The 19163-nt window shown below is 65.3% G+C and carries 19 protein-coding genes; 3 read left to right on the top strand and 16 right to left on the bottom strand.

The window, feature by feature from the left end; translation table 11 throughout:
* Positions 1-195 precede the first annotated feature (195 nt).
* The gene (locus B059_RS0104800) at positions 196-432 is read left to right on the top strand and encodes a hypothetical protein (RefSeq protein WP_245538732.1); all 237 of its coding nucleotides are present in this window, start codon (positions 196-198) and stop codon (positions 430-432) included.
* Positions 433-469: 37 nt separating this feature from the next.
* On the opposite strand, the gene B059_RS0104795 is transcribed toward B059_RS0104800, so the two are convergent.
* The 7 genes from B059_RS0104795 to B059_RS0104765 are packed head-to-tail and all read right to left on the bottom strand — an operon-like array spanning position 470 to position 5593.
* Entirely contained in the window at positions 470-790 is a 321-nt protein-coding gene (locus B059_RS0104795) for a Rieske (2Fe-2S) protein (RefSeq protein WP_018077108.1), read from the bottom strand.
* On the bottom strand, positions 790-1134 hold the full coding sequence (locus tag B059_RS0104790; RefSeq protein WP_018077107.1) for an SUF system Fe-S cluster assembly protein: 345 nt from the start codon (positions 1132-1134) through the stop codon (positions 790-792). Before B059_RS0104790 ends, B059_RS0104795 begins: the two co-directional genes overlap by 1 nt.
* A complete protein-coding gene (gene sufU / locus B059_RS18665) occupies positions 1131-1625 on the bottom strand; it encodes a Fe-S cluster assembly sulfur transfer protein SufU (RefSeq protein ID WP_018077106.1) in 495 nt (164 codons plus the stop codon). The genes B059_RS0104790 and sufU overlap by 4 nt, the downstream gene beginning before the upstream one ends.
* Positions 1622-2887 (bottom strand): Fe-S cluster assembly protein SufD, encoded by a 1266-nt coding sequence (gene sufD, locus B059_RS18660; protein WP_018077105.1) that lies wholly within the window; start codon positions 2885-2887, stop codon positions 1622-1624. Before sufD ends, sufU begins: the two co-directional genes overlap by 4 nt.
* Entirely contained in the window at positions 2884-3648 is a 765-nt protein-coding gene (gene sufC, locus B059_RS0104775; RefSeq protein ID WP_018077104.1) for a Fe-S cluster assembly ATPase SufC, read from the bottom strand. The genes sufD and sufC overlap by 4 nt, the downstream gene beginning before the upstream one ends.
* Positions 3649-3665: 17 nt before the next feature.
* On the bottom strand, positions 3666-5150 hold the full coding sequence (gene sufB / locus B059_RS0104770) for a Fe-S cluster assembly protein SufB (protein ID WP_018077103.1): 1485 nt from the start codon (positions 5148-5150) through the stop codon (positions 3666-3668).
* A complete protein-coding gene (locus B059_RS0104765) occupies positions 5147-5593 on the bottom strand; it encodes an SUF system Fe-S cluster assembly regulator (RefSeq protein ID WP_018077102.1) in 447 nt (148 codons plus the stop codon). The genes sufB and B059_RS0104765 overlap by 4 nt, the downstream gene beginning before the upstream one ends.
* Before the next feature lie 176 nt (positions 5594-5769).
* On the opposite strand from B059_RS0104765, the gene B059_RS0104760 reads away from it, so the two are divergent.
* Positions 5770-6789 carry a class I fructose-bisphosphate aldolase gene (locus tag B059_RS0104760; protein WP_018077101.1) on the top strand — a complete coding sequence of 340 codons (1020 nt, stop codon included), beginning with the start codon at positions 5770-5772 and terminating at the stop codon, positions 6787-6789.
* A 60-nt stretch (positions 6790-6849) separates the two neighbouring features.
* Here the strand turns inward: B059_RS0104760 and B059_RS0104755 are convergent, their stop codons facing one another.
* The 3 genes from B059_RS0104755 to B059_RS0104745 all read right to left on the bottom strand — a co-directional run bounded on the left by B059_RS0104755 (position 6850) and on the right by B059_RS0104745 (position 9476).
* Complete coding sequence (locus B059_RS0104755) at positions 6850-7260, bottom strand: hypothetical protein (RefSeq protein ID WP_018077100.1); 411 nt, start codon at positions 7258-7260, stop codon at positions 6850-6852.
* A 3-nt stretch (positions 7261-7263) separates the two neighbouring features.
* Positions 7264-7608 (bottom strand): hypothetical protein, encoded by a 345-nt coding sequence (locus B059_RS0104750; protein WP_018077099.1) that lies wholly within the window; start codon positions 7606-7608, stop codon positions 7264-7266.
* Between the two features lie 68 nt (positions 7609-7676).
* Positions 7677-9476, bottom strand: a complete 1800-nt coding sequence (locus tag B059_RS0104745) for a tetratricopeptide repeat protein (protein ID WP_018077098.1) — start codon at positions 9474-9476, stop codon at positions 7677-7679.
* 116 nt (positions 9477-9592) lie between these two features.
* Here B059_RS0104745 and B059_RS18655 point away from each other — a divergent pair, with 116 nt between their 5' ends.
* The gene (locus tag B059_RS18655) at positions 9593-12454 is read left to right on the top strand and encodes a proline dehydrogenase family protein (protein ID WP_169333070.1); all 2862 of its coding nucleotides are present in this window, start codon (positions 9593-9595) and stop codon (positions 12452-12454) included.
* A gap of 23 nt (positions 12455-12477) precedes the next feature.
* Here B059_RS18655 and dsrA read toward each other — a convergent pair whose 3' ends face one another.
* The 6 genes from dsrA to B059_RS0104710 all read right to left on the bottom strand — a co-directional run bounded on the left by dsrA (position 12478) and on the right by B059_RS0104710 (position 19125).
* Positions 12478-13785, bottom strand: a complete 1308-nt coding sequence (gene dsrA, locus B059_RS0104735; protein WP_018077096.1) for a dissimilatory-type sulfite reductase subunit alpha — start codon at positions 13783-13785, stop codon at positions 12478-12480.
* 116 nt (positions 13786-13901) lie between these two features.
* Positions 13902-14597: a response regulator gene (locus B059_RS0104730; RefSeq protein WP_018077095.1), complete on the bottom strand. Its 696-nt coding sequence runs from the start codon at positions 14595-14597 to the stop codon at positions 13902-13904.
* Positions 14590-14988 (bottom strand): response regulator, encoded by a 399-nt coding sequence (locus B059_RS0104725; protein WP_018077094.1) that lies wholly within the window; start codon positions 14986-14988, stop codon positions 14590-14592. Before B059_RS0104725 ends, B059_RS0104730 begins: the two co-directional genes overlap by 8 nt.
* Positions 14989-14995: 7 nt before the next feature.
* On the bottom strand, positions 14996-15802 hold the full coding sequence (locus tag B059_RS0104720; protein ID WP_018077093.1) for a response regulator: 807 nt from the start codon (positions 15800-15802) through the stop codon (positions 14996-14998).
* 1 nt (position 15803) lies between these two features.
* Entirely contained in the window at positions 15804-17072 is a 1269-nt protein-coding gene (locus tag B059_RS19870; protein ID WP_018077092.1) for a protoglobin domain-containing protein, read from the bottom strand.
* Between the two features lie 4 nt (positions 17073-17076).
* On the bottom strand, positions 17077-19125 hold the full coding sequence (locus B059_RS0104710; RefSeq protein WP_018077091.1) for a glycoside hydrolase family 15 protein: 2049 nt from the start codon (positions 19123-19125) through the stop codon (positions 17077-17079).
* Positions 19126-19163 lie beyond the last annotated feature (38 nt).

The raw sequence follows: 19163 nt of genomic DNA, 5'->3' as shown, positions 1-19163 counted from the left end.
TCTTTGCGACTTTCTACTTGAAGCTCGCAAGCGCTGCTCGAAGGCGCAAAATTGAAAAGGCCCACCCATTCCCGCGGCACCAGGCGCGATGCGGCAGGCCGCTCGCCTCCTTCCTGCGCGGTTGACTAGAATGAGAGGAGCAAGGCGCGCGTACAAACTATTGGCACCTGTCATGCCAGGCGCGTCAAGGAGGTCATGATGAACGCCAGACTCAATGAAGTGCTTGTGCACATCGACGAAGTTCTCGACGAGGACACCTTGCACCGTCTCGAAGAGGGAATCCGCCGCGATGCCGGCGTGATCTCGGTGGGGCACAACCCTGATAAATCCCACATGATCATGGTGGTCTACGATTCGGAGTCCACCCGGGCGTCCAGTCTGCTCCACAGCATCCAGGAACAGGGCCTGCACGCCCAGGTCGTCGGCCTGTAAGGGCAGGGGGGCGGACAGGTCCGGCGAGCCGCGAAGTTCAGTCCCAGCGGTTGTCGCGAACTTCCACCCAGCCCGCCACTATCCTGACCGGGAAAATGGTCACTGGGCAATAGGCCGGCGGGGCGGCGACCGCGCCGGTGCGCAGGTTGAAGCGGGCGCCATGGCGCGGACAGACGATTTCGTCGCCGCGGATTTCGCCGCTGGCGAGTTCACCGCCGTCGTGGGTGCAGGTGTCCTCGATCGCGCAATAATCCCCAGCGAGGTTGAACACCGCCACAGCCACCCCGTCGACATCGACGACGCGGCGGCTGCCTGGTGGCAATGCTTCGATGCGCGCCACTTTTACCCAGTCGGCCATCAAACCAGCCCCAGCTGCAAGCGCGCAGCCTCGGTCATGCGGCCTGGCTCCCACGGCGGTTCCCAGACGATTTCGACATGGGCATCGCTCACCCCCGCTACCGTCCTGACGCTTTTTTCGACCTGCGCGGGAAAGCTCTGCGCCACCGGGCAGCCCGGGGCAGTGAGCGTCATGCGGATGTCGACGCGGCCGTCGGGGCCGAAGTCGAGCGCATAGATCAGGCCCAGGTCGTAGATATTGACCGGCAGCTCGGGATCGTAAATCGTGCGCAGGGCGGCAACAACCCGTTCACGCAGCGCGGTCGGGTCGCGGCCCTCCTCGGTCAGGTGCGCCGGGGCGTTCATGGCTGCGGCGCGGGCAACGAGGGTTGCGGACAGAACGGGGAGGGACCTTCGGTGCATACCGTTTCCGTCCTTTGTTCGAGCGCAGCCTGCAGGGTATGCCAGGGCAGCGTCGCGCATTTCACGCGCATTGGAAACGCATGCACGCCTTCCAGCACGCGCAGCTTCCCCACGCCTTCCGTCGGGCCATTTTCCGCCAGCATGCGATGCACCCGCTGGAACAGGGTTTGGGCTTCTTCCAGCGGCTTGCCCATGACCGCCTCGGCCATCAACGAGGCGGAGGCCATGCAGATGGCGCAGCCGGCGCCCTCGAAACCGATGTCCTGGATCGTGCCGTCAGCCACTTTCAGATGCACCTGGACCTCGTCGTTGCACAAGGGGTTGAAACCGTGCGCATGGTGCGTGCTGCCGCGCGGATTCCTGGGGTAGTGCCGCGGATGGCGATTGTGTTCCAGAATGACCTCTTCGTAGAGGCTGCGCTGATCGGCCATCATGCTGTGTCCTCCTTTTCCGGTAGCGGCAGCGCGGCTGCCAGATGCGGCTCCAGCCAGCCGGCGAGGCCGCTGCGCTCCGCAAGCGTCAGCGCTTCCGCGACGAAGCCGCGCAGCAGCAATGCGCGCGCCGCATCGGCGGCGATGCCGCGGCTGCGCAGAAAGAACAGCTGCGCCTCGTCGAGCTGGCCCACGGTCGCGCCATGTGCGCACTTGACGTCGTCGGCATAGATTTCCAGTTGCGGCTTGACGTCGATTTCGGCGTGCGGCGAGAGCAGCAGATTGCGGCTGGATTGCTGCGCGTCGGTCTTTTGCGCCCCCGGCTGCACCACCACGCGCGCATCGAAGATGCCGCGCCCGCGCCCGGCGGCGATGCCGCGCCAGGTCTGGCGGCTGGCGGTGTGCGGCGCGGCGTGTTCGACATGCAGATGCTGGTCGATGTGGCGCCGTGCATCGGCGATGAAGAGACCGTCGAGCTGGCATTCGGCGCCGGGTTCATCCAGGCTCACCCAGGTGTCGTGGCGCGCCAGGCGGCCGCCGAGGCTGATCGACAAGGCATGGTAGCGGCTGTCGCGCGCCTGCTGCACCACGGCCAGGCCGGTGTGGGTGGCGGTCGCGCTTTCCTCGGTCAGCTTCAGGTGGACCAGCCGCGCCCCTTCGCCCAGCACGATCTCGCTGACCGGGTTGTTCCAGTAGGGAAGGCCGGGGCTGCCCCGGTAATGCTCCACCAGTACTGCCTCGGCGCCGGCTTCCAGCACCACGAGGTTGCGCACGTGCAGCATGACGTCGGCCTCGCTGGCACTGTATGCCACGAACAGCGGCGGCAGCGTGCGGCGGGCGGGGACATGCAGGAACAGCCCGTCCTGCCACAGCGCGCTGTTGATCTGGGCCAGCGCCGTGCCGCTCGATATCCTGCCGGCAAGCTGGCCCAGGTATCGGGCCGCTGGCGCAGCGTCGGCATGCGCGGCAAGGCTGTGCGCCTGGACCGCGTGCGGATCGGCATCGACCAGGCGGCCATTGCCGAATCGCAACAGGGTTCCCGGATAATCCTCGGTCACGGCGGTTTCCGGGGCCGGTCCCGGCACATGCCATTCGGCCTGTTCCAGGGCAGTGAGCGAGGTGTATTTCCAGTCCTCTTCGCGCGGGGTCGGCAGCCCGTTCGCGAGAAAGCGCTCCAGTGCCTGGCGGCGCGAAGCGAGGTGGGTGGCCGGGGCGGCGATGGAGTCGAACGCGTTCCGGTAACGGTTGGCAGTCTGCGTATTCATGGCCGCGCCTCCTCCTGCGCTTCGGGAATCACCCAGCCATAGCCGCGGTTTTCCAGTTCCAGCGCCAGGCTGGCGTCGCCGGAACGCACGATGCGTCCGCCCGCCAGCACGTGCACGTGATCGGGCACGATGTAGTTCAGCAGGCGCTGGTAGTGGGTGACCAGGATGATTGCGCGTTGCGGGCTTTTCAATGCATTCACTCCGCTTGCCACGGTCTTGAGGGCATCGATATCGAGTCCGGAATCGGTCTCGTCCAGGATCGCCAGGCGCGGTTCGAGCACCGCCATCTGCAGGATTTCGTTGCGTTTTTTCTCGCCGCCCGAGAAGCCCTCGTTGACCGCGCGATAAAGAAAGCTTTCGTCCATGCCGAGCAGGGCCAGCTTGCTTTTCACCGTGTCGAGAAAATCCATCGCGTCGAGCTCGGGCTCGCCGCGCTGCAGCCGCACGCTGTTGAGCGCGGTGCGCAGCAATTGCACGTTGGCCACCCCGGGGATCTCCAGCGGATACTGGAAGGCGAGGAACACCCCGGCGCGGGCGCGCTGTTCCGCTGCCATCGCCAGCAGATCCTGCTCCAGGTAGCGCACGCTGTCCGCAGTCACGGTGTAGCCCTCGCGTCCGGCCAGCACCTGGGCGAGCGTGCTCTTGCCGGAACCGTTGGGGCCCATGATGGCGTGCACTTCGCCTGCGCGCACCGTGAGGTTGATGCCGGCGAGGATGGGCTTGTCGCCGATGGATACGTGCAAATTACGAATTTCCAGCATGACGTTCTCCTTGTTCCTTATCCCACTGCGCCTTCCAGGCTCACCGCAAGCAGCTTCTGCGCTTCCACCGCGAATTCCATCGGCAGTTCCTTGAACACTTCCTTGCAGAAACCGTTGACGATCAGGTTCACCGCGTCTTCCGCGGAGAGCCCGCGGCTGCGCAGGTAGAACAGCTGGTCGTCGCCGATCTTGCTGGTGGTGGCTTCGTGCTCCACCGTGGCGCTGGCGTTCTTCACCTCGATATAGGGGAAGGTATGCGCGGCGCAGTGATCGCTCATCAACAGCGAATCGCATTGCGTGTGGTTGCGCGCGTTCGCCGCGGTCGGCAGCACTTTCACCAGGCCGCGGTAGGCATTGCTGCCGAACCCTGCGGAGATGCCTTTGGAAACGATGGTGCTGCGGCTGTTGCGGCCGATGTGGATCATCTTGGTGCCGGTGTCGGCCTGCTGGCGATGGTTGGTCAGGGCGATCGAATAGAACTCGCCGACGCTGTCGTCGCCGCGCAGGATGCAACTCGGATACTTCCAGGTGATCGCCGACCCGGTCTCGACCTGGGTCCAGGAAATGTGCGAGCGGTCACCGCGGCAGTCGCCGCGCTTGGTCACGAAGTTGTAGATTCCGCCACGCCCTTCGCGGTCGCCGGGGTACCAGTTCTGCACCGTGGAATACTTGATGCGGGCATCCTTGAGCGCCACCAGCTCCACCACCGCCGCATGCAGCTGGTTCTCGTCGCGCATCGGCGCGGTGCAGCCTTCGAGATAGCTCACCGTCGCGCCTTCGTCGGCGATGATCAGGGTGCGCTCGAACTGCCCGCTGTTCTTCGCGTTGATACGGAAATAGGTCGACAGCTCCATCGGACAGCGCACGCCTTTCGGCACGTAGACAAAGGAGCCGTCAGTGAACACGGCCGAGTTGAGCGTGGCGAAATAATTGTCGGTATAGGGCACCACCGAGCCGAGGTACTGGCGCACCAGTTCGGGATGCTTCTGCACCGCTTCAGAGAAGGAACAGAAAATGATGCCCAGGCTCTCCAGCTTGTCCTTGAAAGTGGTGGCGACCGATACCGAATCGAATACCGCGTCCACCGCCACCCCCGCCAGCGCCTCGCGCTCCTGCAGCGGGATGCCGAGCTTCTCGTAGGTACGCAGCAGCTCGGGATCGACTTCGGACAGGTCTTTCGGCTGCGTGCGCGTTTTCGGTGCGGCGTAATAGTGGATAGCCTGGTAGTCGATCGGTGCGTGGTGCACCGACGCCCAGGTCGGCTCGCGCAGCGTCAGCCAGTGGCGATAGGCCTGCAGCCGCCAGTCCAGCATGAACGCGGGCTCGGCCTTCTTGGCCGAGATGAGGCGGATAACATCTTCGTTCAGGCCCTTGGGTACTATTTCCTGCTCGATCTCGGTGACGAAGCCCCAGCGGTACTCGTCGTCGATGCGCTTGCGCAGCTCGGGATTGCCCAATCCAGGCTCATGCAACTCGGCATGGCGCACTTCGGTATTGCTCATGGCATTTTCTCCTGCAAGGCTTGCACGTAAACCGGCTGCAATTGCGGCCTGGCCATGTCGGCCAGGCTGACGGCTTGCAGCGCCACCCGCAGCGCGTGATTGATCAGCTGCCAGTTGGCGCGCGTCGCGCACCCTCGTTCCAGCGAGCAATTGCCCTTGCCGCGCGCGCACTCGGTCAGGGCAAGCGGGCCTTCGATCGCGCCCACTACGTCGGCCACCGAAATCGCATGCGGCGCCAGAGCCAGGCTGTAGCCGCCGCCCACGCCACGCGTGCTGGCAAGCAGATGCGCGCGCAGCAGGCGCTTCAAAAGCTTGGCCACCGTGGGCTGGGGTACGCCCAGTTCGACGGCCAGCTGCGCTGCACTGAAGTAGCGCCCCGGCTCGCGCGCCAGCCGCACCATCAGTACGGTGGCATAGTCGGTGAGTTTGGCGATCCGTAACATAGGGGTATGCGCTCCAGAATGCCTAAATAGGACTGCATTGGTTCTGTATAGTTCAGCCGCTGAATGAATCAAGCCCGCAATGGCAAGCACATCAAGGCGTGCTACAACACTAAATCCAGTGCCGCCGCGAAAACGCGGGCAGGCAGGCTATGAACCCAGGGTGAAGGAGATGGCAGATGTCACATGAATCCGCCTTGCAGGCGACGATCGACAATCTGGTTCAGTCAGGACGCGGCATCCTGGCGGCCGACGAGAGCGCGCCGACCATCGCAAAACGCTTTCAGGCCATCGGAGTCGAATCCACCGAAGAAAACCGGCGTGCCTATCGCTCCCTGCTGTTAAGCGCGCCGGGGCTGGGCGCCTACATCAGCGGGGTCATCCTGTTCGAAGAGACCCTGAGCCAGAAAACCGATGACGGCAGGCTGCTGCCGGCGGCCGCCTGGGAACAGAAGATTGTCCCCGGCATCAAGGTGGACAAAGGGAAAATACCGCTGGCGCTGAGTCCGGGCGATGAAATCACTCAGGGACTGGACGGTCTGGCGGAACGCCTGGCGGGTTACCGCGAACAGGGCGCCCGCTTTGCCAAATGGCGCGAGGTTTACACCATCGGCAAGCACCTCCCCAGCGTGACCGGCATGGCGGCGAATGCAGAAATGCTGGCGCGCTATGCAGCGGTGTGCCAGAGCGAAGGCTTCATCCCGATCGTCGAACCCGAAGTCCTCATGGACGGCGATCACAGCCTGGAGCGCTGCGCGGATGTCACCGAGGCCGTTCTGCATACCGTGTTCCATGCCCTGCATCGCCATCGCGTCGTGCTCGAGCACATGCTGCTGAAGCCCAGCATGGTGGTGCCCGGAAAGGCGCAGCCCAAGGCCGGCGCGGAAATCGTCGCCGCTGCCACGCTCAAGGTTTTGCGCCGGACCGTTCCTGCAGCAGTGCCCAGTATTCATTTTCTTTCCGGCGGCCAGGGCCCGGAAGAAGCCACGGCCAATCTGGATGCCTTGAACCGGAGCGGGGGGGCGTCGCCCTGGCGGCTGAGTCTCTCCTACGGCCGCGCCCTGCAGCAGCCTGCGCTGCAGGCCTGGGGCGGCAAGAGCGGGAATGTCCAGGCAGCCCAGCAGGCCCTGCTCAAACGAGCCCGGCTGAACAGCCTGGCCATGCAGGGCAGTTATACGACAGAGATGGAAAACGACTGACAGCGATCGCGATGGCCGGCTCTGCAGGAGACCGTCCAGCACGGCCCCTGCCTGTTTTTTCTACGAAAACCAGCGCAGGAAGGCCGCCGCCGTGAGGGCCAGAATGGCCAGCGCGGCCAGACCCTGGAAGGTACGCTTCACGCCCGCGTTGCCCCATTCCTTGCCTCGAGCGAGATAGGCGGCGGCCAGCAGGAAACCCGTTATCGCCGCCGCTACCTTGACGACGAGGGCGGTCATGGCAATGCTACTTAAATCCGGCATCTCTCCGTAGTAGTAGAAGCTGGTGACGCCGAACAATACGCCGCTGGCGATTTGCGCGCCCCAGGCAAGCAGGATCAGCCAGGCAAACTGGCGCCCGGCTCCCAGGCGGGAAGCGGGCCATAGCGCGAATACCGCGCCGCCGAACACGGCGGCGGCGCCGAAGTTATGCACCACCTGGGTCAGGGCATAGGCAAGGTTTTCCGCTCCCACCGCTTACTTCACCGTGACCTGGATGCACTGTCCGATGCCGATAGGCACGTGGGCCTTGTTCACCACCTTGACGCAGAGGCTGCGCTTGCCGGACGACAGGGTTTCCAGCAAATAATCGCCCTTGCGCTTGCGCAATATCGCCACTTCCTTGTCGTCGATGTAGAGATGGGCGTGATCGCCGCGCGGTCCGGGATTCACTTCATAGGACAGCCGGATCTCGTCCAGCGGGTCCAGGGTGGCGCCGTCCGTCGGGGAAATGATCAGCGCCTTGCCCTGCCCGAAGCTGGTCGCGGGAACAAGCAGAAAGAGCCCGAGCGCGAGTGTGGCCAGGAAATGTTGTTGCTTCACTATGGTCTCCTTTATCGTATTGATCCCAGGTTGAAAATTGCGCCCACTGCTTTCGTCGCAGGGCGGGACTACAGCCTGGCGAGGTCCGGCACTGCCGCGCCGACCCAGGCCTGGCTGAACTGCTTGCGCACCGTCGCGGCGGCGCGCTGCTTGCCCTGGCGCTGATAGGTTGCAGCCAGTCCGTGCAGGGCCCAGCCGTTGTTGGGTGCGCGCAGCAGGCTCTGGCGAAATGTCGCCTCAGCCTCGTCCAGTCTGCCGGCGGCCAACAGCACGGCTCCCAGCGACTGACGTACCGGATAATACCAGTAGGGCGGTTCCGCATACGCGAGCCGGTCCTCCAGCGCCACCGCCTGCTCGAACTCGATACGTGCCTGCTGCCAGTTTCCGCCTGACTGGGCAATGCGCCCCAGCACGATGTGCTGCGCCAGTTCGATCACCTCCGGTGCGGGCACGCCGCCGCCCACCAGGTCTGAAAAATCGCTGCCTTGCACCAGCCGCCGCATGGCACCCACTTCGGCCTGCGCCGCGGCGGGCTCGCCGCGGCGGGCATGGGCGACGCCGCGCACGTAGTGCCACATGGCCTTGGCGTAGGGCAGTTCGTCGCCCGGGTCGGCCAGGGCGAGCATGGCCTCGGGCGCACTGAATTGGGCGTGGGCGAAGTAGGGTGCCACCAGGATCGGCTGTACCCACGCGATGCTGCGTCCGGCATCCCGACTGACCACCCCTGCAAGCTTTTCCGCAGCGGCAATGGCGACCGGACCGTCGCCTGCCATCTGTGCCGAGGTCATCAGGGAATGGATGTTGTGTGGATAGTAGGCGAGCGGGTAGATCCCCCCGGGACTGGCCGCGGCGAGGTAGGCCTCGTCCGCCGCCACCGCACGCCGGTTCGCTTCGATGGCGTCCTTGTATTGGCCGACGCGGTAGTAGATGTGGAACGGCATGTGCACCAGGTGACCCGCGCCCGGCATCAGGCTGCCGAGCCTGTCGGCGTAGGGCAGCGCACGCCCCGGATTGGCCGAGGCCTCCACCATGTGGATGTAGTAATGGATGGCGCCTGGATGATCAGGCTGGCGCTGTAGCACTTTCTCCAGCAGCGTGAGGATCTCGGCCGTGCGCCCCTTGGGACGCGCGCCTGCCGCTTCCCAGTAATCCCACGGCGACAGATTCATCAGTGCCTCGGCGTGGAAGAGCGCAATGTCGGCATCGCGCGAATAGCGCGCCGCCATCTGGCCCATGGCCTTGGCGTAGGCCGCGTCGAGGGCCGCGCGCTCGGCCTTGGGGTCACTGGAATAGCGCTGGGCAAGGGCCGCGATGAGCTCCTGTTCACGCGGGCTGGCCGTGGCCGCCTGTGCCTGCGCCCGCCCGATGGCGGCCAGCGCGGCGGCGTTGGCCGCCTGATCCATCGGCGCATTGATGTTCGGCCCCAGCACCAGTGCCTCGCCCCAGTGGCACAGGGCACAGCCCGGGTCCAGGCTTTGCGCCTGGCGGAATGCCCGTGCTGCCTCGGCATGGTTGAACGCGTAGGCGAGCCTCAGGCCCTGGTCGAAATAGCGCTGGGCAAGGGGATGCCCGGTGCTGACCGCGAAGTGCAACTGGCCGAGGTTGTCCCACAGCGGCGGCGTGAAAGGGGTTTCCGCGCCGGCAGACACGTCGGTCGGGAACGGGCGCACCTCGGTCCTGGCGGCGGCGAGCTTCAGGTAATAGCCCATCAAGCGTTTGCTCTTGTCACCGGACACACAGGCCTGGCCCTGCGTCTGCAGCAGCGGGTCGTAGTCCGGCGCGGGTTCGCGAGGTTGCGCCAGGTAGAGGCCGCCGCTCAGCAGGCCGGCGCCGGTCAGCGAATAAATCAGCGTTGGGGCAGAAATCATGAAGCCTCCTTTGCCGAGGAGCGGCCATGGAAACATGAAGCAGGCTCTCTGTTGTTTAGACCAGCATGGCCTCGAAGCAAGCCTGCAGCGATCCAGCCACCTATATTGAAGAGGCCATGCCTATCCCGTCCCCGGATCCTTCGATCGAAGCAATCGGCCACGCCCTTTACCAGCGGGCACGGGCGCATCCGCCTGGATTTTTGGCTGGGTACCGCGGCATGCTGAAGCGTGCCACCGCCGACGACCGGCTGCGTGACGCGCTGTTCCAGTTCATCGATGTCCTGCCGCAACTGAGCGACTCCCGGATGATCGCCGCCCATTTCCAGGCGTATCTGGGTGGCTTTGAAATGGGCGGCACGTTCGGGCGGGCACTCAGGCTCGCGGAACACACCTGGACGGCGCCGCTGGTGAAGCTGACGGTGGCGCGCATGGCGAGGCTGTTCATGGTCGAGGAGGACGCCGCGGCGCTGGCGTCGACCCTGGGAAAAATCGCCCGCCTGCCCGCAGCGGTGAGCCTCGACGCGCTCGGCGAAGCGGTGCTGTCCGACGCCGAAGCCGACGCCTATACCGCGCGCATCTTGAAGCTGGTCGGCTGGATCGAGGCAGGGACGACGCAGCAGGCCGACCTTTCGGTGAAGCTTTCCGCAATCACACCGCGCTTCGACCCGATCGACCTGGCGGGCAGCGTTGAACGCGTGCTCGCCCGCCTGGCGCCGATACGCGCAGCGGCGGCGCAGGCCGGCGTCAGCCTCACCCTCGACATGGAAAACCATGACAGCCGGCCGCTGGTGCTGGCGGTGTTTCAGCATCTGGCGGAGCAGCCCGGCATTGCGCCCGGCGTCGCGCTGCAGGCCTACCGCCCGGACGCCGAGGCCGATCTGCGAGCATTGCTGGGCCTGCCCTGGACGCCCGGGCGCCCGCTGCGGGTGCGCCTGGTCAAGGGTGCCTACTGGGACAGCGAAGTGGCGCTGGCGGCGCAGCGCTTCTGGCCCTGCCCGGTATACACCGACAAGGCCGCCACCGACGCCAGCTTTGAGCGCCTCGCCACGACGCTGTTCGAGGCAGGCGAGCGGGTCTACCCGATGATCGCCAGCCACAACCTGCGTTCCCTGGCATACACGCTGGCGCTGGCGCGCGCGCGGGATCGCACGCCCGGCAGCTGGGAAGTGCAGATGCTCTACGGCATGGCCGACCCGCTCGCCGCAGCCGTGATCGGGGAGGGGGCACGCCTGCGCATCTATCTGCCGGTAGGCGATCTCATCGGCGGCATCGCCTACCTCATCCGCCGCCTGCTGGAAAACACCGCGTCGACCTCGGTGTTGCGCCAGGCCTACCTCGAGGATGCGTCGCCCGAGCGCCTGCTGGTCGCGCCGCTTGCACCCACGTCGGCGCCCCCGGCGCCAGCGGCGGGATTCTGCAACACGCCGCTGGCCGATTTCAGCCAGGCCGCGCCGCGCCAGGCCTTGCACGCGGCACTGACGCAGGTCACGGCAGAGGCAGGGCGCGACTACCCGCTGCATCCTTCGCTGCAGTCCGCGACGGCGACGCGCTGGCGCGACAGCTTCAACCCGGCCGCTCCCACGCACCGCCTCGGCCGCGTCGAGCAGGCCGATCCCGAGCATATACAGCAGGCCGTTCGTCAGGCCGTCATCGCCTTTCCTGGCTGGCGCGAGGTGGCGGTAGGCGAGCGCGCCCGCCTGTGTCGCGCTGCAGCGCAGATCATGGCCCGCCGCCGCTTCGAACTGGCGGCGTGGCAGGTGCAGGAAGTCGGCAAGGCGTGGCGCGAGGCTGACGCCGACGTGGCCGAGGCCATCGACTACTGGAACTATTACGCCGATGTCGCGGAGCGGCTGCTGGGCTGGCGCACTACGCGTGACTTTCCCGGCGAGCGCAACGCCACGCGCTACGAGGCGCTGGGGCCTGCGGTCGTCATCTCACCGTGGAATTTCCCGCTCGCCATCCTGTCCGGCATGAGCGCGGCGGCGCTGGTGTGTGGCAATCCGGTCATCATGAAACCCGCCACGCTGGCACAAATCAATGCCTGCAAGCTGCACGAGATCCTGCTGCAAGCCGGGTTCCCGCCGGCGGTGGCGCAACTACTGCCGGGGGAAGGCGACAGTCTCGGCGCGCAGCTGGCCCGCCATCCCGACATCGCCGTGATCGCCTTTACCGGATCGCGCGCGGCGGGACTGGCGCTCCTCGAACAGGCGCACCGGCGCAGCCCTGAGCAGAAGCGGGTCAAGCGCGTGGTGTGTGAAATGGGCGGCAAGAACGCCATCGTCGTCGACGAGGATGCCGATCTCGACGAGGCGGTGGGACACAGCCTGGCGTCCGCGTTCGACTACCAGGGACAGAAGTGTTCCGCTGCCTCGCGCCTGATCACCGTGGGCGGCGTGCACGAACGCTTCCTGGCGCGGCTGACGGCTGCGCTGGCGAGCTGGCCGCTGGGGCCGCCGGCCGATCCGCAATTCCGTTTCGGCCCCTTGATCAGCCAGCAGGCGCTGGAAAAGGCACAGCACTACCTCGACCTCGGCCGCAGCGAAGGCAAACAGGTCTACCAGGGTAAGCCCCTGGCCGGCGGGCACTATTTCGCGCCAGCGGTGTTCGCCGGCATCCGGCCCGATCACCGGCTGGCGCGCGAGGAAATCTTCGCGCCGATCCTGGCGGTGTTGCACGCGCCCGACTTCGCAAGCGCGCTGGCGTGGGCCGGAGACAGCGACTATGCGCTGACCGGCGGTGTGTTTTCGCGGCTGCCGCAGCATCTGGATGCGGCGCAGCAGCGATTCGGCGTCGGCAACCTCTACCTCAATCGCGCGATCACCGGAGCGCGTGTCGGCATCCAGCCATTCGGCGGGGTCGCGCTCTCGGGCACCGGCGTGCAGGCCGGTGGCGAGGACTATCTGCGGCAGTTCGTGTGGTCGCGCGTGGTGAGCAGCAACCGTCTGCGCCATGGCTATGTGCCCGGCATAGCCTACTAGGGCCTGCGCAGCGGTTCCGGAATCTAGGCCGCCTTCTGCTGTTTGTACTCCGCCCACTTGGCGACTTGTTCGTCCCAGTCGTCGCCGCGGAAGTAGGGGCTGGAACGCGGCGAACTGATCATGTTCGGGTCGACCGGGATGTTCATGCCTTCGAGGAAGTTGGCCAGCCCGATACGCTCGATCATTTCGCCGGTACGCTCGTGGTCCAGCGCGTTTTCCGCAAAGAATTCGAGAATATTGCGCGCCAGTTCGTTCAGCTTGTCGAAGTCCTCGTCGGTTTCCAGTTTCATGAACGGGATGATCACGCTGCCCATGGTGGCGCCGATCTTCAGCACGCCCTTGCCGCCCACCAGGATGGTCACGCCCTTGTCCCTGCCGGGCAAGAGGCCGCCGGGGATGACATTGAGGCAGTGCATGCAGCGCACGCAGTTCTTGTTGTCGATGCACAGCGTGTTGCCGTCGCCCAGATGCGCCACCGAGGTGTGCGCATCAGCACGGACCTGGTCGTCCGGCACCACGGTGATGGCCTTGGTCGGGCAGCGGCCGACCACGTCATTGTAGAGGTCGTGCATGCCGTGCACCTTGTAGTAATCCTGCACCTGCGCTTCGTTGACGCGGATGTTGTCGCGCCAGGTGCCGATGGTGGCCATGTCGGAACGCTGGATGGCGTTGACGCAGTCGTTCGGGCAGCCCGAGAACTTGAACTTGAACTTGTAGGGCAGGGACGGGCGGTGCATATCGTCCAGGTTGTTGTTGATGACGGTACGCAGCGCACGCGCTTCGTCGTAGCAGGACATTTCGCAGCGCGCCGAGCCGACACAGGATATCGAGGTGCGCAGCGCGGGGCCGGCGCCACCGAGATCGAAGCCGATCTCGTTGAGGCCGTCGAATGCCTTCTGCACGTTCGCGCTGCTGATGCCCTGGAACATGATGTCGCCGGACTGGCCATGAAAGGCGATCAGACCGGAGCCGCCGCTGCCGACCCAGACATCGCACAGCTTGCGCAGCAGGTCGGAGGTGTAATGCATGCCAGCCGGCGGCTGCACGCGCAGGGTATGGAATTCGGCCGCTTCGGGGAACAGGGGCTTGCCGCTTTCATCCTTCAGCTCGGTAAATCGCGGAATGATGCCGCCGCCGTAGCCGAATACGCCGATGGTGCCGCCTTTCCAGTAGCCCTTGCGGGTTTCGTAGGAGGTTTCGAGCTGGGCCAGCATGTCAGCCATCATGTCGTTATCCCTGGCCAGACGCTTGAGGCCGGTCACGAAACTGGGCCACGGGCCACTTTCGAGCTGGTCGAGCAGAGGGGTGTCGCGGATTGTGCGCGTAGACATGGCAGTTCCTTTCAAGAAAATGAAAGACACAAATCAGTCTAGGCAATACTTGAGTAATTTTCTCGGGATTACGCCAAATGGGTAGGGTACGGCTCCCCCAAAAGGTGTGCAGGGGGTCAGGCCGCATGCAGGGTGACGACGCGAATGACCGGATTTCCCTGAAGATCGGTTGCGGTGCATTGCCGGGCATCGAGCATGCTGCCGCCGGCCGGTGCCTGGAAACGGAAATCTCCGCCTGCACGTGCAGCAGCGTGCGCATCGGGCCCGAACAGCGCGCTCAAATCGAACTGGCCGACCGGCGAGGGCAGGCCCAGCAGCGCACTGGCCAGGGGCGAGAGGCCGAGGATTTTCCATGCCGGGTCGACGATCACCACAGCGCCGGGTAGCTGCGGCAGGATGCCGCCGCGCGCGCTTTGCGCCAGATCCAGGCTGGCCTGCAGGCGGGCCAGCAGTTCCTTGCGGTTGAACGGCTTGCTGATGAAATCGGTGGCGCCGGCCTCGATGCCGCGGATGCGCTCTTCCGGCAGCGACAGGGCGGTGACCATGATGACCGGCAGGGTGGAAAATTCAGGATCGCGCCGCACGGCCTGGCACACCTCGTAGCCCGTCATGCCGGGCATGCGCACGTCGAGCACCATGGCGTCCGGCTTCTCCCGCCGCAGGATGCCCAGGGCCTCGGGGCCGCTGCCGGCTTCCAGCACCCGGTAGCCGGCATCCTTGAGGATCAGGCGCAGCAGCTTGACGTTGGGCGGGGCGTCATCGACCACCAGGATCGTTGCTCCGGCGGCGCCAGGCAAACCTTCCTCAGGCATGGCCGGCCTTTCTGCCTTCACGGATGAAGCGCTCCACCACCTCCGGCAGCCGCCGGGTGTCGATGGGCTTGCTGAGGTAACCGTCGAAGCCGGCGGCCAGGAAACGGCTCTCGTCGCCCTTCATGGCCTGGGCCGTGATGGCCAGGGCCGGAACCGGGTCAAACGCCGGGTCCGCGCGGACGTGGCGGATCACATCGAGGCCGCTGCCGTCGCCGAGGCGAATGTCGAGCAGCAGCAGGTCGGGCTTTTCCTGCGCGAGCAGGGCCAGGGCCTGTTCCACGCTCACCGCCTCGCTGATGCGATAGCGCCCGCCACCGAGGACGATGCGCACCAGCTTGCGGTTGGTGTCGTCGTCCTCGACCAGCAGAATGTGTTTGGCCTGTTCCTGCATCGCGTGCTCAGCTTTCTCCGCCGGCCGGCTTTTTTTGCTCGAACAGCAGGGAAATCGCCGCCAGCAGCCGTTCCTCGATCATTTCGCCCTCCTGGACCAGGACGAATTCGATATGGTCTTCCGCGCGCGTCTGTTTCTGCGAACCGAGCCAGCTCAAGGCGAGGACGGGAATGTGGGTGGTTTCGGGCGCTGCCTTCAGCCATTCCAGCAGGGCGAAATAATCCATCTCGCCCGCCAGGAGGTCGGTCACCACCAGATCGGGATGAATCCGTGCCGCGAGCAGGGCCGCTTCCTCGGGGCCGAGGGCCTGGATCACTTCGTAGTTTTCCTGGGCGACGATCATCGCCAGCAGATGCAGTTCATCGGGATCGGTGTGCACCACCATCACCTTGTGGCACGCCCGGTCTTCATTGCCGCGCGAAACACAGCGCTTCAGGGCATGGAGCAGGGCATGGCGATCCACCGGCTTGACCAGGTAGCCCGAGGCGCCTAGCCGTAACCCCAGTGTCGGCTGGTCCAGCACGGACACGATCACCACCGGGATGTCCCGGGTGCAGGGCGAGGCCTTCAGCTCGGCCAGCACCTCCCAGCCGTCGCGGTCAGGCAGCAGGATGTCCAGGGTGATTGCCTTCGGATGGCAGCGGCCGGCCAGTTCCAGGGCCGTGATGCCGTTGGCTGCGATCAGCACCTCGTAGCCGGCGCGGGTGAGACTGAGCGACAGCAGTTTGGCGGCCTGGGGGTTGTCTTCCACCACCAGGATGGTGTTGGCCGGGTCCGGGCATGGCCTGCGGTCAGTCACGCTGCCCGTGTCCATGTCAGCTTCCCGGGTCGTTCGGCGGTTGAAGGGGAAGCCGGACGTGGAACACGCTGCCCGTTCCGAACTCGCTTTCCAGCCAGATGCGCCCACCATGCGCCTCCACCAGACGTTTGGAGAGCGCGAGTCCCAACCCGGTGCCTTCGTGACGGCGGGCGTGCGAGGCGTCCACCTGGCTGAATTCGACAAAAATCTGCTCCATGTCTTCCGGCCGGATACCGATGCCGGTGTCGGCGATGGCAAGATGCAACTCGCCGTCCTCGATGGCGGCGGTGACGGTCACTCCGCCGTGATCGGTGAATTTCACCGCGTTCGACAGCAAATTGAACAGGATCTGTTTGAAGCGGATCTGGTCGGCGCTGATCAATCCGAGATCGGGCGGCAGATTCAACCGGATGGCGAGGCCCTTCTTCTCGGCCGCGCCGCGCAGGGCGGTGACGGCCTCGCGCACGGTCTGGGCAATCGGAAAGCTTTCGTAGAAGAGTTCAAGCCGTCCTGCTTCCACCTTGGCGAGATCGAGCACGTCGTTGATCAGGCGCAGCAGCAGCTGGCCGGCGTTGTTGACGTCCCCCAGGTATTCCGCCTGTTCGGTATTGAGTGGCCCCGGGATCTGGTCCTGCAACACCTCGGTGAAGCCGATGATGGCATTGAGCGGGGTGCGGAATTCGTGCGACATGTTGGCCAGGAACTGGCTTTTGGCGGTGCTGGCCGCCTCGATCTGGAGGTTGAGCGCCTGCAGCCTCTCCATGGTGTTCGTGTAATGCACCATGTAGCTCAGGATGCCCAGCTGCATGTCCAGGTTCATGATCTTGTCGAGGGCGAGGATATGGTCCACCACGGCCCGCGCGTCGTCGCGATAGCGCTCGAGGATCATCGGATAGAGGATGCGGTGGTACAGTTGGAAGGCGCCGATGAACCAGTGCGGTTCCAGATGGATGGCGTTGTGGATGAAGCCGATGCGCCAGCGGCGGTCGAAATAGGCGGCGTCGTAGGGGCCTTCGACCGCCTGCAGCAGATAGGCTTTTTGCGACTCCTTGAGGCGGCTGATTATGCCCTCGTCCTTGAACACCGCGCGGGTTTCCGCGTAGTTCAACAGATGCTGGTAGAACGCTTCGCTGATCTCGGTCAGCCGCGGCTGGAACAGGTCCACCAGATCGTGCAGCAAGGCGGCATCGCCTGCGTCGAACAGCAGAAAACTCAACTGGCGGGTGCGCGCGGCATCGTCGAAAACCGGCGGAATTACATTCCCGTAAGCGGGCTTCTCATCCATGCGCTCATCTCCTGTCCGTCGCGGACATCGCGGCATGGCGCCCGGATTGCATGCCTTTTTCCGGGCCGCCCAGCGCCGCCTGCTTCTCAGCGTAGTCCAGCATCGCCGCCACCAGGGTGCCGTGGCTCCAGGTCAGGGGGGAAACCGACAGAAACTCGCCCGTCAGCGGATGTACCTGCTCCGGCATCACCCCGGAAGGCAGGGTCTGCTCGGCTGCCCAGACCAGCAGCGGCACGGCCCGCTGCAGTTCCTTTCGGCTGCGCGCCGCCGCGATACGGTACTGGGCGAGCCACAGGGTGCACACGCTCCAGGGGTTGCCCGGCACGCCTTCGCGCACCAGCGCACGCTGGTAGCCGTCGTTTTCGTAGCGGGCCAGGCCGCCGCTGCCCGCCTGCACCCACAGGCGCTGCTCCACCGCTTGGGCGGTGCTCACCATGCGCGGGTCGAGCGGGTCGTAGCCACCGAAGATCACCAGCCCCAGCAGACTGGAATCTACTGTTGAATCCCGGCGCTGCACGCCGTCCTTGACCATGATGCCGCGCGCGTAGCGGCCGTCGCGCGGGCAATAGAGATACTGGTCGATGGCTGTTTTCATGTCCTGTGCGCCGCTCAGGCAGACAGCGGCCCGCGCCTCGTCCTGGAACAGGGTCGCCAGTTCCGCCGCCGCGCGCAGGCCGGCGATGACGGTGGCGGCGGTGTAGGTGAACACGCCGCGCCGTTCCTCCCACAGGTCGTAACCGGGCAGCGGCAGGCCGGTCTTGTCGTCGCGAAAACTCAGCAGAAAATCGGCCGCCTGCTCGACGAAAGGACTGTAGAGGGGACGGATCGCCTCGATGTCGCGGTGCACCGCGTAGTGGTGCCAGATCGCCCAGATCACCAGGGCGGTCTCGTCCTCCTGGATGGGGAATACCATTTCCTCGTCCTCAAGCCAGGGCTGCCAGGAACTGCCGACCGAGCCGTCGGGGTTGTACTTGTGCATCAGGAAACCGGTTTCGGCCAGGATGCTGGCCGAATAACTGTAGCCGGCTGCTTTCTCGGTGCAGAATTCCAGGAATTGCCGACTCAGGCTGCCGTAGCCCGCGCGGTCCAATGCCTGGGCGACGATGGCGCCATCGCGCGGCCACATGTAGCTGTAGGTGTCCTGGTTGAACTGGCGGATGTCGGTATCGTTGGCCGCCAGCACCGCGCCGCCGCGGTCGATCTGGGTACGCAGGATGAGCAGGCTGCGCCGGTAGCGCTCGACCAGCAGGTCGGGCAGGCCGGGGAAGGCGCGTGTGCCCGCGCTGATCCAGTGGCGCCAGTAGTCGATGTTGCGCGCGATCAGCCGCTCGGGGGCGGTGCGGGTGACGAAGTGGTGCAATTCCTCCACCGCGCGGTAGCTTTCGCCCACGGCCATCCAGTAATGGCAGACCGCTTCCTGGCCGGGGGCGATCGACAGCGGAATCCCGATTACCGAATCCACCGCCCCCTGTGCGATCGGGTTACCGCCCAGCTCGCCGTCCTCGGCATCACGCCAAGTGCCTTCCAGACCCCGGTGGCGCTTGTTGCCGGTGGCAAAGGCGCTCACGCCCAGGGCTGTCTCGGTGGCGCAACTCATCATGAAATAGCGGGGGCCCTTGTAATGCACCAGGCAGGCGTTGCGGGGATCGAAGAACACCGTGTCGCCGATCTCGTTTTCCAGGGCGTTGATGTCGGCATGGAAAAACAGGCGCGGTTCCAGCAGGTTTCCGGACAGGTTCTGCACCCGTACCTGCCGTAGCAGGATGTTCTTCTCGTAGTCGACCGCATCGTTGAAGTGGAGCCGCAGCGGCAGGCGGGGATGCGTCGCGGTCACCGCGGTGACCAGGGTATCCGGCACGTAAGCCCGTTGCAGCGTCCAGGTGTCACGGTCGAGCCAGGAGAACGCCCCGTCCAGCCACACGCCGAAGCGCCAGGGATAGCCCAGCGCATGGTTTTCCTTGCCGACACGGGGGTAATAGAAGTCACGTATCTGGTAGTCCAGATCGAAACTGGCGAGCAGGGTGCCATTGCCGATAGGCAGATCGCGCGGCATGCGTCCTCATCCCTTTGTCCGATCCATCAATCATAGAC

Source organism: Thiobacillus denitrificans DSM 12475, from assembly GCF_000376425.1.
Classification (GTDB): Bacteria; Pseudomonadota; Gammaproteobacteria; order Burkholderiales; family Thiobacillaceae; genus Thiobacillus; species Thiobacillus denitrificans.
Note: the sequence above shows the minus strand (reverse complement) of the source record. Positions and strands in the feature narration are given on the sequence as shown.